The following is a 13946-nucleotide window of genomic DNA, read 5'->3' on the forward strand; positions in this document are numbered from 1 at the left end:
CTGACAACATGCGATCTCTGGCGCGCGACAGTGCGGCAAAACAAGTAGCACCTGCTTTGCCCTTGACGGATATCTGTGCGCCAGAGTGAACGCAGGTTGAGGTATTGCGGGGTATCGGTTGAGTACGCAGTACTGCCGCCTGTATGAACAAGTCATCCCCTCTGGCTAAATGCCAGCCTCGATATCGTCAAGTTCTCCTTTTTCAATCTATAAAATGCAGTGTCAGATTCACTGCTTGGTGAAGCAGGCGTGAGCCTGTCAGGGTTGTGTTGTCTTTTGGCTGCGGCGTCACTTTCAGCGGTAAACCGGCAAAAAGTGACGCCTTTAAGTTCCGTAGACTGTCAGCAAAAGTCGTGCAGCTTTGAAATGCCAGCAGGCACAGCAAAACGCCGTAAGGTTAGGGTTCAAACGGAAGCAATGAGTTAATCGTTTAGGTGTAGAAAGTAGTCTGCTGAATATTTCAGACAGGGATAGTCAGAAGCATGAACGGGATGCGTGAAAGACATCCGGTTGTTTATTGAAGATAAATGAAAATGTGATCTGGTACTGATACGAAAAGTCAGTGCATGAACCAACGTCCAACACACTTTGGAGACAATATAAAAACACCTTTTGGGTGTCTTTTTCAGTTTAAGAAACCTTCATCACCAGACAAGGGGTTTATGTCTGACAATATCTGCTTCCAAAGGTGGGCAGATGTACCACAATCTTGCTCTCCCTTTCAGGCTACGGGAGTTTTGTTTCGCCACCCGAAGGCGATCCTGACAGGCGATGGATCTTTGATAATAATTAAATACTTTATCGGTTGGAACGAGTAGGGTCAAATTTTTATTTGATATGAAATTGAGAAAAAACGATAGGGATAATCTAGGTAACAGCTCTTCCTACCGCTTTCAAAGTAAATTTTCTTATTGAGGTCTGTGATTCCCTTATACTTATCTGCTATACAGCCATTCGTTCTCCATTAAAGGAGACATATGTCCTCCTATCCAATTAATTAACCGTGCATTTAGTCGGCTGGCAAAAATATGTTGTAGTAAAGGAGATGTTAGCAAATCTTGCTGTGTGATTACATAGCTAACTGGACAGCTCAAGTTAGTTATACGTGGTGGTGGCGGAGAAAGTAATAACTGCACTGGCTCACTTGGTGCTAAAGGAACAGATTGGCCTAAAAGTGTGAGGAAGAGTTCAGGTTTATGTATGTAGATACGGCCACTACTTATATCCAACCTACAAATTTCTGATAACGCCTCTTGTCCACTCTCTTGATAGCTTTCAAGAGCACTGCCACCTTGGCTAGTCAGCGCACTCAATAACCATAAATGGCTAACCTTTTCTCCCAATCGTGCTGCCAGACATTGTGCTAGATATCCTCCGAAACTGTGACCAATAATTTCTATTGGTTTATTAAAAGTCGAGGCGAGCATTTCCGCTTCATCTAGCCAATGCTGGAGGTCACACTCTGATTGGTCTCTGATATCATCTACATCTTCCCCAATCAAATTTGAAGACCAAACACTACGACGTAAAAAAAAACCTGAAACCAGAATACGTGCAGTCATGGTGTAGTTACCTCACTTTGTGTCCGTTTCATCGCGTTTACAGTGCGTTGTAGTATCATGGTGAGCAAACAAAGCCCGGCTAGGCTAAGAAAAAGTATCTGGTGGCTGCCAAGATCCAACATTAAACCACCATACAATGGAGCAATGGCACTGCCCAGTAGGTAAAGGTTAGCGGCACCAAAATAGCTCCCACGTAACGCATTTGGGGTTATCTGATCCACTTCCACACTGAATGTAGGGAATACTATCAATTCACCCAGACTAAGGATGATGGTTGCTACAGCGAGCATATAAAATTGTGTAACAGGAGCAAAAGCGAATAGCAGCTGTGCCAATAACATCATTAGTAATCCTGTCATTAGCCTAACTCCAGTCGAATAACGTTGTAGCAGACGTAATAAAGGAAACTGAGCAATAATAATAGTCAGAGCATTAATCGCAATCAGGGTAGCAATCAGCGACATAACATTTGGTACATGACTACGAGTGAGATATTGGACCAATGTGGAATCGAAGCTGGCGTATACTAAGGCTGCCAGAATATTACAAAGCATCAACAAAGCAAAAAGTCGATGACGGATCATTTGTCCGCAGGCAGCAAAAAACGTGGAAGATGTGGTACTAGTTTGCTTTGGTGTAGTACTTCTCCATACGGTATAGTGCAGTGAGCGCCATAGCAACAAACCATAAATAAAATAGATTGAGGCAGTAATTAAAAAGGTTAAGCCTTGTTTGTCAACGCCTAAGGTCACCCCAAATAATGGGCCTACCGCAGCGCCGGCATTGATAGCGTAATAACGGCAATAGAGTGCCAGCTCACGCGAAGCCTTATCATTAATACGATCTCCTATTAATGCCTTGCAGCTGGATTCAAGTAGAGCACAACCGATACTGACACCGGCAATACCAATGCCATACAGTGCGGGGTTATTACTATAGCTTAATAAGACAAAAGCCAGTGCACTCAATGTGGTTCCACAAAGTATAAGGCGTTTACGACCAAAACGATCTGATAACCAACCAGTATAGACACCGCTGATTGCACCAAAGATGATAGCGATGGAGAGTAAGGCACCGATGGTAGTCGCAGAGAAGTTGAACTGGCGGTACAGTATCACTGCTAAAAAAGGCCAGATCATAAAATAGGCTCCCCGCGTTAGCAGGGTGCCTACCAACATCAAATGAATTTCTGCAGGTAGAGCACGAAAACGTGCCAAGGTAAAGGTTTTACTCTGCATCGGATCACCATGTCTTATCTGCCAGAACGCCACCACGCAAAGTTCCTGCGTCTACGCTATGAAACAAAGGCAAAAAACTTGTGGGTAATGGACGAGTAAATTCACTGCTAAGCCAACAACGCAACAAGCAACGTTCATGTTTTTCATCATTTTCAAAACAAGTGCGAGCATGTAATGTAATGTGGTTATTGACCATTACCAACATTCCTTTACTGAAGTTCAGTTCAGCGTAATGACCAGGCTGTTCAACAATTGAATCTATATCTGCTAGCATCTGGTTGATTTCTTGTGACTGCTCTATGCCATGGCGAACTACTGAGTCGTTAAATTTACGTATATAACGTAAAACGAATTGATCATGATTTTCACTCAATAGTGGCAAAGCAATCCAAGATTGATCACCTTCATCACGCAAATCATGAGGAATGGGCTTTTTTAGGTGGGAAAGCCAAGTAAACTGGCGTTGTTCTGCTTGCAATACTACATCGGCAGAAGAACGAATGCGAAAAGCACCTCCGCGAGCAGCAGGGCTCCAACAACCCAGCACAGTGATATCTGCTCTATCAGAATGAAAAGCGAGCTCTTGATTAGTTAAGTGTCCACGTTGTGGCATATTAAGACTATCGCGTACACCATGATCACGAACTTCTTTTAAGTAGTGACCTTGTTTGTTAATTGAAACTGGAATACCAAACCAAAGACAAAACTCATTAAACAGTGCTCGAAATGGTTCAGCCGATAGGGATTTGAGCGTTGGGGAATCATGCACTACTACACCACTTTCCAGCTCAAGTTCTCGATGCAAATCACGACGCAATATATCATCACTCTTATCGGGCTGATAACCTTCCGCCATTGCGCTAAGCAGAGCTTCCAGCGACTGATTAAAACGAGCCGAACGTTCAAACACGATATTTCCTCGCCAGGCAATCGGGCGCGGGTAGGAAGAAAAACTCATAAATTCACCTCATATTCTTGTTGCCAAAGGGAAAGCGTAGTTAGAGTAAAAAGTTGAGTATTATCCGCCGTTTCTATATATGTAGGTGTTAAATTCACCAGACCGATATTGCGTAATGTCTCGCAGTGTTCCTGCAGATAGTGACGCATTTCCTGTACTGCTTTAGGCCAATAGGCGAAGGGTAATCGGAAGTGCTGCTTAGGTTTCCATTGCCAGTTTGGTAGTCGTTTCTTGAGTAAATTACACAGAGGGGCTTTAGTTATACCATCCGCAAGGCGTGTAGAACGACTTGCCAGCATACCAAGTCCAGCATGTAAATAAGGTGTTCGAGCTTCAATTGTGCGTGACATCAGGAGATGATCAGCTCGACGCAGCAGAGGCTCCAAAGAGTAATGCAGATCGAAATGGTCAATAGCTGCTTCATACCCTTTCTTTAGGGCTGAATTAGAAATCTCTTCAATTTGATCATTCAGTTCAGAGGCAATTTTAGAAGAAAATAACTTTGCTTTGTTTTGATAGTCGCCGAACCAAATGCGGGCAAAGCTGCCTGCATCATGTAGCTTTGATTGTTGTAGGTCAAGGTGGCGTGGATAGCCCCAGAACAACTCGTCAGCCCCCTCTCCCAGCAATACACAGTGGTATCCTGCATCTCCGACTGCATCCGCTAATTGTTGATACATCAGCAGGCTGGACATACGGGTTGCTGCACCAAAGTTTTTTACCGCCTTTCGCAACACAGGCATAAAAGCGGCTTGTTCCAGAGAAATCCGATGCAAATTGGGCTGTAGGCGCACTGACTCCTCGGCACCTTCTAAGGCCAGAGTGAATTTAGCTATATCAGGCTTCATCCAGGTATTAAGCAGAGTTGAGTCTATTCCCCCACTGAGTAACAGTGCTGATGGACGAAATGTCGCTTTACAACGGCTGATAGCCTCACCCAATGTTTCTTCAATTGAATACGATGATGGTTCAGTTTGAGGAAAAAAATACTGGCGTTGAATCAACTGTGCTTGCCCTTTACTAAGCCTAAATATTAACTGCTCCCCAGGGGATACAAGGCGTATACCGGAAAATAAACTTTCGCCTTCTAAAGTGACTCCTGTTGTCACAACCTGAGCTATCGCAGCGATATTTGGTGTACACTCACCTAACAAAGTCAGTATCGGTGTAAGCTCGGATGAAAATATCAGCCGTCCACGATCTGCTTGATAAAAATAGTAGAGAGGTTTGATTCCGTAACTATCACGTTGTAGTGTCAATGAAGCACTATGCGGTTGCCATAATGCCAGCGCAAACATTCCATCTGGTAGTATTCCTTTTTCTATTCCCTCACAGAGCAAGCGAACTTCATCCACAATTCCCACATTTGGGGAGTAAACTTCACCATTATATGCGGCATAAGTTTCTCCATATTTCACTGGTATCGGTAGTGAGGCTGCACTAGACATTGGCAGGCGTGTCATTCCTAATGCACCTGCAGGCAAGTCAACAAACCCGTTACCATAAGGACCCCGATGATGAAGATTCTGAAGTGCTTGACGAAAACGAGCACCATCAAACCCTGGTCCAATATCACCCAAAATGCCGCACATTATAATACTCCCTGGGTAATAAGCTCAGTAATAGCGCGTCGGTCGTGTTTACCGGCACCATTTAGTGGGAGTTTTTTATTGAAGCAGAAAACAGAACGCGGGGCACGGGATATACCTAAATGCTGTTGTAACCAAGTTAGCAGAACACTTTCTTGCCCAAGTTTTCCTTGGATAACCGCAATATAATCTTCACCATAAATATCACAGGGTACTTTCAGACAACACACATCTATCACATCACTACGGGTATTCAACAATTGTTCACATTCGTTAAGGTGGAACAAATTTCCTCCTTTATTTATTGTTCCATCCACACGACCCAGTACATAAAATCCACCTTGATCATCGAAATAGGCAATATCTCGGGTATCCAGCCAGCCATCATGTACCACTTGTGCCGTTAGCTCTGGTTGATTTACATATCCTGAAAACAGACTGGGTGTTTTCACCCATAATCGCCCGCGAGAATCAGGTTGGGTAATTTCATGACCCTGTTCATCAGTCAAACGTAGTGTCAGACCAACAGCAGAACCTACCGTATTGTCAAATCTACTTCTATTTAGACGACCAAATAAAAAGGCAAAACCACACTCACTCAGTCCATAAATGTTAGCTAACGGAGCAAAATTGCGTTGAAATTCCTCCTGTAAACCGGCATCCAAGCGGGCTGAACCAGACACACACAATAAGCGGGATAATGGAAAAGGAACCGTGAGCGGAACCCCTTCCTTAACCATAAAATTGACAATGGGTGGAACCATATAGAGAAAGCTGATATTGAATTGTTCTACTCGCTGCCAAAATTGTATGCAGTCAGACCAGCAATGTTGCGGAAGTAGTACTACACTGCCACCATACAGTAGAGGAAATAGGAAGTTGATACCAAGTATTCCTAATCCGCTGACTCGATAAAAGCAGCCGGCACGAGTATGTTCTCCTATCTTTAGGCAGCGCTGACCAATGGCATAAGCGCTCACCATAGCTTGCTGACTGAGAACGATACCTTTAGGTTTACCTGTAGTTCCTGAGGTAAAAATAATCATTCTGCTATTTGCAGCTGCGTGTTCATCAAACATCTCAACAGAATCGGATGAAAAGTCAGGAATAAATTGCAATGAGGCAAACTCATCCTGAATAGGGACAGCACTTACCAATATCTGTAGCGCTATTTCATCAATAATTGCCTGTTTTGCTGTAATACCCCATTCAGGATCGATTAGGACCAAATCTTTTCCTGAACGGATAACGCCATAAATCATACACAGGCAGTTATAGCTGTTGTCCAGTATCACACCAATGCCTTTGCCGGGTAAATCCGCAAACTGCCAAGCCAGAGCATCGACAAGCATATTGGTTTCTTTCCATCGATATTCAATAGCTGATTCGGGTCTTAAGGCATCAATCAACAGAGATTGCTGTGGCGAACTAAGGGCTTTCTTACGGAGTGTAGTATCCAGCGTGATGGGCAGATATTCCATCTGTCCTCCTAGCGGTTTACCGCAGTAAAAGCATGAATATCAAAGTTAACAGCAATCGAATTAGCACCGCCAATTGTCATGACATTTTCCATAAATTCATGAGCGTAAGCCTCTCCGCCTTCCAGTTCAATATAGCGAGTCACGTAGCTAGTCGACAAAAAAAACAAGGCTATTTCTTCCGCAGAAAGGAAAAGAATATTGGCAAACACCTCACGTTGTGCGTTATGCAGGTGTGGACAGTTACGCATCAGTTCGAGCGTATCATCATATTGTGTCAGACGGGGATCTCGGTGTTTTGCCCAGCGCGAGATCAACTCTTTTTCGATATAATCGCGCAATGGCCCATAAACCATTGGAAAATCATATTTATAGGCGCAAAAAAAGCCCTCCGGATTTTAACCACTTTTGTAAATTCATTAACACGACTTGACGATCCATCCAGTAAAATGAGGTTGCACTGGTTATCAGGTCATAATTGCGTGGCGGAGAGAAAATTTCTGCTGGAGATACGTTAAACGTTATATCAGGATAGCTATGGCACGCTCGCTCAATGAGAGCATCACCAATATCACACCCTTGAACATGAGCAAAATACTCTTTCAGACGAATGGTAGAGACTCCATTGCCGCAGCCAATATCCAATGCTGCTTCATTTGAAGGTGCTCGAACAGAGAGTGAACGATATAACTCATCGGGGTAGGTGATCTTTCCCCTTACGATATCATAAGATTCTGCATTTTTATTAAATTGTTTCACTGTGTTATCTCCAATAAACTTTCATGATAATCGCCTTTATGGACAAAGTTAATATAGGTGCCACAACCGCGAATAAAACGATAGGAGTGAGCCACACCCGCTGGGATAAAAACACTGGCTGGGCTATGTAGATGACGAATATCACCCCCAAGATCGACTTCCACCTCTAGGCCGATATAGTCCTGACCATCTCCTAAAAACAAGAATACGGAGTCACAATTATGAGTATGGCTATCAACATGACCTGTCTCTGCAGACTCATCAGCGCCTATCATCGAAAATTGGCGGGCAATAAAATAGTAGGGAGACCCATCTACCAATCGTTTATCCAACATCACAAAGCGTTTTCCTGGGCCGTGGCGGTGATACTTCAGTTCTGTTGAAGATTTTTCCAACGGAACCAGAAAAAGCTCTTGTTCTTGTAAGGGAGTAAAATGCGCCAGAGAAATGTGTCCCTTGATGAGTTTTGGATCAAAAATGCTGTAAGCAGCACTGTCTTTCTGCATAGCAAGTTGGTGCAAGCGGGCAACATGCACAAAAGCATTTTTACCTACAACCGGTTGCATTGGAGACATTGGTATTCGGCTATACGCTTCTACCAATTCAGAGAGCGCCAAAATTCGGGAAATATCAAAACGATTTTGTTCAAAACGTGTAGCAAGCAGCGTGATCAATTGGAAAGTATCAGTGATACCTGCACGTTCACCTATGCCATTGCAACTCGTAGAGATCCATTCAACTCCCGCTTCAATCGCTTTTAACGTGTTAGCTAGCGCTAGTCCTCTGTCGTTATGAACATGATATTCAAGAATAATATCAGGAAACTCATAGCGTAATAGCGATAACACATCAAAAGTTTCATCGGGTAGTAGAATACCTACACTATCAGCGAAACAAATACGATTAGCACCTGCTTCACGAGCAGTTATAATCATACTGACCAGGTCAGGGACTGCAGTACGCCCTGCATCCTCAATGGTTGCCCTGACTAACAGCCCTTGTTCACGGGCATATCGGATAGAAGAACCAAACATGGTTAACAATTCTTCGCGGCTCTTACCTTTAAATTTCGTTGCCATTGAAATTTCATTAATAGAGGCGAACAATCCAACCCAGTGAGCACCAGTTTGTAACACAGCATCGATATCTTCCAAGCGAGCTCTGGCGTGAGCTAACACTGGCACAGGTGAAGCTGCTATCACCGCTTGCACACGTCCTGCCTCTTTCGACGAAATAAAAGGATGCCCACACTCAATCGTATCTACCCCTAATGCTGCTATTTCTCGGGAAAGTAGTACCGACTGTTCAGTAGTAAAGCAACACTGGCGGGTTTGCATGCCTTCTCTCAAGGTGCAATCAATAATACGTATCATGTAGGGCGTACCATCCTTTCATATCTTAACGTCTTCCAGAGTCTACAAAACCTCAGTAAATCAGCAATATTGTCCTTTTTTCTTTCTCCTGTAGTCTAGTAAGGTATGTTGAAATCTACGATCTTATAGGGGTATATTTAGGGGTACGTTCAGGTTCAATGAAATGAGATACCCCCATGAAGCTAACAGCCCGACAGGTGGACACTGCCAAGCCGAAAGAGAAACCCTACAAACTTGCCGATGGCGGCGGACTCTATCTATTGGTTAACCCGAATGGCTCTCGCTATTGGCGGTTAAAGTATCGGATCGCAGGCAAAGAAAAATTGCTCGCGTTGGGGGTATATCCTGAAATCTCCCTCGCAGAAGCAAGAGCCAAGAGAAATGATGCACGACGAAAGCTATCAGATGGCAATGACCCGATAGAGGAAAAAAGAGCTGAAAAGGCTGCTAAGGTGTTTGCGGTCAGCAATAGTTTTGAATCCGTCGCTATTGAGTGGCACGAATATAAACGCCCTAACTGGTCAAAAGGCTATGCCGAAGACATTCTGGAATATCTGAAAAAAAGATATCTTCCCGTATATTGGTAAACGTGCCGTTACCGAGATTAAACCTGCTGAAATGCTGGCTGTGCTGCGAAAAATGGAGCAACGCGGTGTTTTGGATAAATTGAAAAAAACCAGGCAGGCGTGTCGGCAAATTTTCACCTACGCCGTTATTACCGGACGGGCAGAGTTCAATCCCGTTACTGATCTTGCCAGTGCACTCAAAGCGCCCAAACAAAAACACTTTCCACATCTTTTAGCTGACCAGATACCTGATTTTCTCATTGCATTAAGTGGTTATAGCGGCAGTCTGATGACGCAATCAGCGGCACGTATGCTGATGCTGACCGGAGTGCGCACCATCGAACTGAGAGAATCGGAATGGAGTGAATTCGATTTCGGTAATGATCTCTGGCAAATCCCTGCTGAACGAATGAAAATGCGCCGTCCCCACTGTGTTCCTCTATCACATCAGGTTAAAGCCCTTTTAATTAAGCTGCACGAAATCACAGGGCGTGGAAAATACGTTTTCCCCGGTCGTAGCGATGCAGGGAAGCCGATGAGTGAAGCTGCCATCAATCAGGTGATTAAGCGCATTGGTTATGATGGCAAGGCTACAGGCCACGGCTTCCGCCATACCATGAGTACAATCCTGCATGAACAGGGCTATAACACAGCTTGGATCGAAACTCAGCTTGCTCATGTTGACAAGAACAGCATCCGGGGTACTTACAACCACGCGCAATATCTGGATGGTCGACGGGAAATGCTGCAATGGTATGCGGATCATATGGAGATGCTGGAACGAGGCAAAAATGTCCTGATCGGAAAATTTGGCAAAAGGGCGTAAAGAAGCGGTGATTTTTCATACTTTGTTGGCAGTGCCAGCAAAGTACGCTTTTTATACAGAATACCGATAAAAAGGTAGAAGTTCCTAAAAAAATAAATTCAACAAATCGGAAAAACAATTAACGCTGTTCATTTAATCTTGCTTTTTAAATAATCCGCCTGTCATCCAACAACGTCCACGGTGAGCGCTCAGGGACTCGATAACAGGAGAATAAAACATGAAATGGCAGCATTGAAAACCAGCCTGATCCGTCTGCCGGAAGTGCAACGCAGAACGGGTTACAGCAAAGCGTGGATCTACAAACTGATGAGTGACGGCGCATTTCCACAGCAAGTCAAAATTGGCCCGCGTTCCGTGGCCTTTATTGAAGCAGAAATTGATAACTGGATCGCCCAGCGTATCGCGGCATCACGGGCGGCATAACACAGAAAAGACTATGACATAAGAAACGTACTATAAAACACAACGCCCCAGTGTGGTAGGACACATCTGAGGCGTTTCACCAACAACCATTAAGCAAGGTAAAAAAATTATGGCTGACACACAGCATACCCAAACTCGCCCTAAATTTACAGTTCAAAAAACAGCTGGCACTCAAAAACCAATTGACTTGATCCAGACAGTGAAAACCTCTGCCATGTATTCCTGGCAAAACCTGCTGCCAGCTTGTGGTATTGATGTTCCCGCAAAGGGCAAACATGGCGCTTGCCCTGTTTGCGGTGGTACTGACCGTTTCCATTTCATCGATGATCACCATCATGGCAACTGGCATTGCCGCCAGTGTGACGCCCCGAACTATGGTGATGGGCTGGATTTAGTGGCAAAAACCAAAGGGATCTCTGTTACTGAGGCGGCAAAAGTGGTCGCTAATGTACTAGCATTGCCTTTGCCCGAACCCAAGCCAGCCAAAGAAACCCATTATCCCACACAGCCGATTGCCGAAAGAGTGGCGGCACTGATGGCGCAAACTGTCGTCGGGCAATCGCCTTATCTGGCGGCAAAAGGTTTGCAACACCTTGATCAGCGACTACTGTTCGATAATTCCACTGTGCTGGCACTGACAGCCCTGGATAAAAAAGTCACAGGGGCGCAGATCATCAAACCCAATGGTGAGAAAAAACTCCTGTCCGGCAGCCAGAAGAAAGGCGCTTTTATTGCCGTATCAGAACTGGAGGAGCACCCCGATACGGTTATCATTACAGAGGGTTACGCTACAGCCCTAACCGTTAACCAGTTACATCAAGGTGTGGTTGTGGCAGCACTGGATGCAGGTAATTTGTTCTCTGTCGCCAAAGCCGTTCGGGAGCGGTGGCCGGACATAAAAATCATTATTGCAGCAGATAATGACTGGCATCGCCCCGACGAGCTGGATAAGAACGGGAAACCCAAAATAAATGTCGGCAAGATCTCAGCAGAAAAAGCAGCCCTTGCGGTTAATGGTTGGGTTACGTTGCCACCGACAGAGTACCAAGCCGATTGGGATGATTACCGCCAACAACACTGTGTAGACACAGCAAAACAAATCTTTACTCAGGGGCTTTACCAACCAATATCAACCAAGAAAAAAGCCGCTATTCAACCTAATGATGTCGAACCGTCTAAGCTGACATTATGTCAAATGGGAGCCAGCCAGCGTGGGGAGGTTTTACTGGCACGCTATGACGGTGATTTGGCACTGGATGGCGCTTCGGAAACCGTTCATCACTATGACGGTATTGTTTGGCATCCGGTCAGTGACCGTGATTTAAAACGGGAAATGGTGGCGGCCTTTATGGAAGAAAAACTACCGTACTCACCGCACGGTATTAGTTCTGCCGTGGATGCCCTGAAATTACAGCTTCCCATGATGCAACCACCAGAGCGCCATTTAATTGGGTTTAGTAACGGTGTGTTTGACCTGAAAACCTGCCAGTTCCGGCCTCACCGTAAAAATGATTGGTTATTGCTTGCCAATGACGTTGAATTTAATTCCCCTGTTTCGGGGGAAACCCTGCAAGATCACGCGCCACAATTCTTGCGCTGGCTCAATCAGGCAACTGCCAACTGTAAAAACAAAACAAACAGAGTGCTGGCAGCGCTGTTTATGGTGTTAGCGAACCGTTATGACTGGCAACTTTTTCTGGAAGTCACCGGCGCCGGAGGCAGTGGCAAAAGCATCTTTGCCGAAATTTGTTCCATACTGGCAGGTAAAGGCAATACCGTTTCCGCCAGTATGGCAGCGCTGGAAAACCCACGGGAACGGGCGTTAATTGTCGGCTATTCGCTGATTATCCTGCCAGACCAAACTCGCTATGTGGGCGATGGTTCTGGCATCAAGGCGATTACTGGCGGCGATGAAGTTGCTATCGATCCGAAGCACAAACAGCCCTATTCAACCCGTATTCCTGCGGTGGTGTTGGCGGTAAACAACAATGCCATGAGTTTCAGTGATCGCAGTGGTGGCGTGTCACGGCGGCGGGTAATTTTCAACTTTTCCGAAGTGGTGCCGGAGCATGAACGAGATACTTTATTACGAGAAAAAATAGCAGCAGAATTGCCTGTGATTATCCGGCATCTGCTACATCGGTTCGCTGATCCACAAGCTGCGAGGCACTTGCTGACAGAGCAACAAAAATCCGCAGAAGCATTAGATATCAAACGCGGCACCGATCCACTGGTCGATTTCTGCGGCTACCTGATTGCATCCGATGAAGCCGACGGCTTGTTAATCGGCAATGCAGAAATTATGCCGTTCAATCCGCGTAAGTACCTTTATCACGCCTACCTTGCTTATATGAAAGGCAATAACCTGAACAAACCTGTTTCCGTGACTCGCTTCGGAATGGATATGCCGGGCGCACTGGCAGAGTACAGCCAGCAATACTTACGCAAGAAAAGCAAACAGGGCATTCGTAGCAATCTGAGCCTGAATCTTGATACCGCTATCGAATGGATGCCGAAACAGACAAGGAATAGCCTGCCAGAAGAATAATTTTTTTCTGATCACGAGAATTTTTCAAAGAAATATAAAAAAGTGTTCACTCCTGTTCACCCTATAATTTAAACCAGATATATCAAAGTATTATAGGGTGAATAGTTATTTTAAAACTGTTCACAACTATTCATCACTGTTCACCTTTATTCTGGTTGGAGGTGAACGGTTGGGTGAAGAGTGGTGATGAGTTTAATTTCAAATTATCATCATCTAATGAATTGAATTTAAAGTAAAATACTTAAAGGTGAACAGGGTGAACAGTTTTATTGCTAATTCTTTAACAGGGTGGGAGCAGTGAAAAATGGTTTTCTTGGCTGGAAGGATGTTTTTCAGATTCTCTGGTTTGTCTGGCTAATGTATGAGCCAGACAAACCAGAGAAGACAAGCGCAGCGCGTCAGCGGCATTTTTATCTGTTTTACTCCCGTTCACCTTTTGCTCTCATTCCCTCTGACTCCGTTTTCCAATCTGTCGTCACTAAGGCATCGGCAAGGCTTTCCGCAACAACTTATAAAGATAATTTTCATTAGTTCTATATTAATCTATGAGGTAGTGGAATTGGCTTTATTTTAGAATTAATAAGTTTACAGGATGGTGAATATTTTATTTATAATATATTTTCGGT

The 13946-nt window shown here is 44.6% G+C and carries 12 protein-coding genes and 1 pseudogene; 5 read left to right on the forward strand and 8 right to left on the reverse strand.

Going from position 1 to position 13946, the window contains the following annotated elements; translation table 11 throughout:
- Window positions 1-219: 219 nt before the first annotated feature.
- Entirely contained in the window at window positions 220-426 is a 207-nt protein-coding gene (locus PXH59_RS07125; RefSeq protein ID WP_285810953.1) for a hypothetical protein, read from the forward strand.
- Window positions 427-935: 509 nt separating this feature from the next.
- Here the strand turns inward: PXH59_RS07125 and PXH59_RS07130 are convergent.
- The 8 genes from PXH59_RS07130 to PXH59_RS07165 are packed head-to-tail and all read right to left on the reverse strand — an operon-like array spanning window position 936 to window position 8957.
- A complete protein-coding gene (locus tag PXH59_RS07130) occupies window positions 936-1562 on the reverse strand; it encodes an alpha/beta fold hydrolase (protein ID WP_285810954.1) in 627 nt (208 codons plus the stop codon).
- Window positions 1559-2800, reverse strand: coding sequence for an MDR family MFS transporter (locus PXH59_RS07135; RefSeq protein WP_285810955.1), 1242 nt, complete (start codon window positions 2798-2800; stop codon window positions 1559-1561). The genes PXH59_RS07130 and PXH59_RS07135 overlap by 4 nt, the downstream gene beginning before the upstream one ends.
- Window positions 2801-2804: 4 nt before the next feature.
- Window positions 2805-3758, reverse strand: a complete 954-nt coding sequence (locus PXH59_RS07140) for a TauD/TfdA family dioxygenase (RefSeq protein ID WP_285810956.1) — start codon at window positions 3756-3758, stop codon at window positions 2805-2807.
- Window positions 3755-5350 carry an asparagine synthetase B family protein gene (locus tag PXH59_RS07145; protein WP_285810957.1) on the reverse strand — a complete coding sequence of 532 codons (1596 nt, stop codon included), beginning with the start codon at window positions 5348-5350 and terminating at the stop codon, window positions 3755-3757. Before PXH59_RS07145 ends, PXH59_RS07140 begins: the two co-directional genes overlap by 4 nt.
- Entirely contained in the window at window positions 5350-6828 is a 1479-nt protein-coding gene (locus PXH59_RS07150; protein WP_285810958.1) for an ANL family adenylate-forming protein, read from the reverse strand. Before PXH59_RS07150 ends, PXH59_RS07145 begins: the two co-directional genes overlap by 1 nt.
- An 8-nt stretch (window positions 6829-6836) precedes the next feature.
- Entirely contained in the window at window positions 6837-7181 is a 345-nt protein-coding gene (locus PXH59_RS07155; RefSeq protein ID WP_285810959.1) for a hypothetical protein, read from the reverse strand.
- Window positions 7182-7194: 13 nt separating this feature from the next.
- Window positions 7195-7584, reverse strand: a complete 390-nt coding sequence (locus PXH59_RS07160) for a class I SAM-dependent methyltransferase (RefSeq protein ID WP_285810960.1) — start codon at window positions 7582-7584, stop codon at window positions 7195-7197.
- Window positions 7581-8957: a hydroxymethylglutaryl-CoA lyase-like TIM-barrel protein gene (locus tag PXH59_RS07165; RefSeq protein WP_285810961.1), complete on the reverse strand. Its 1377-nt coding sequence runs from the start codon at window positions 8955-8957 to the stop codon at window positions 7581-7583. The genes PXH59_RS07160 and PXH59_RS07165 overlap by 4 nt, the downstream gene beginning before the upstream one ends.
- Window positions 8958-9133: 176 nt before the next feature.
- Here PXH59_RS07165 and PXH59_RS07170 point away from each other — a divergent pair.
- The 4 genes and pseudogenes from PXH59_RS07170 (at window position 9134) to PXH59_RS07185 (ending at window position 13851) form a co-directional block, all read left to right on the forward strand.
- Window positions 9134-10349: pseudogene (locus tag PXH59_RS07170) on the forward strand (tyrosine-type recombinase/integrase).
- Between the two features lie 222 nt (window positions 10350-10571).
- Window positions 10572-10772, forward strand: coding sequence for a helix-turn-helix transcriptional regulator (locus PXH59_RS07175; RefSeq protein ID WP_285810962.1), 201 nt, complete (start codon window positions 10572-10574; stop codon window positions 10770-10772).
- Window positions 10773-10881: 109 nt separating this feature from the next.
- On the forward strand, window positions 10882-13320 hold the full coding sequence (locus tag PXH59_RS07180) for a toprim domain-containing protein (protein ID WP_285810963.1): 2439 nt from the start codon (window positions 10882-10884) through the stop codon (window positions 13318-13320).
- Between the two features lie 297 nt (window positions 13321-13617).
- Entirely contained in the window at window positions 13618-13851 is a 234-nt protein-coding gene (locus PXH59_RS07185) for a hypothetical protein (RefSeq protein WP_285810964.1), read from the forward strand.
- The last annotated feature ends 95 nt before the right edge of the window (window positions 13852-13946 follow it).

This window comes from Xenorhabdus bakwenae, assembly GCF_030272115.1.
Classification (GTDB): domain Bacteria; phylum Pseudomonadota; class Gammaproteobacteria; order Enterobacterales; family Enterobacteriaceae; genus Xenorhabdus; species Xenorhabdus bakwenae.

Bases quoted from the DNA above. Each gene is read 5' to 3' on its own strand.
- PXH59_RS07130 (WP_285810954.1), bottom strand. From the start codon at position 1,562: ATGACTGCACGTATTCTGGTTTCAGGTTTTTTTTTACGTCGTAGTGTT.
- PXH59_RS07135 (WP_285810955.1), bottom strand. From the start codon at position 2,800: ATGCAGAGTAAAACCTTTACCTTGGCACGTTTTCGTGCTCTACCTGCA.
- PXH59_RS07140 (WP_285810956.1), bottom strand. From the start codon at position 3,758: ATGAGTTTTTCTTCCTACCCGCGCCCGATTGCCTGGCGAGGAAATATC.
- PXH59_RS07145 (WP_285810957.1), bottom strand. From the start codon at position 5,350: ATGTGCGGCATTTTGGGTGATATTGGACCAGGGTTTGATGGTGCTCGT.
- PXH59_RS07150 (WP_285810958.1), bottom strand. From the start codon at position 6,828: ATGGAATATCTGCCCATCACGCTGGATACTACACTCCGTAAGAAAGCC.
- PXH59_RS07155 (WP_285810959.1), bottom strand. From the start codon at position 7,181: ATGGTTTATGGGCCATTGCGCGATTATATCGAAAAAGAGTTGATCTCG.
- PXH59_RS07165 (WP_285810961.1), bottom strand. From the start codon at position 8,957: ATGATACGTATTATTGATTGCACCTTGAGAGAAGGCATGCAAACCCGC.
- PXH59_RS07175 (WP_285810962.1), top strand. From the start codon at position 10,572: ATGGCAGCATTGAAAACCAGCCTGATCCGTCTGCCGGAAGTGCAACGC.
- PXH59_RS07180 (WP_285810963.1), top strand. From the start codon at position 10,882: ATGGCTGACACACAGCATACCCAAACTCGCCCTAAATTTACAGTTCAA.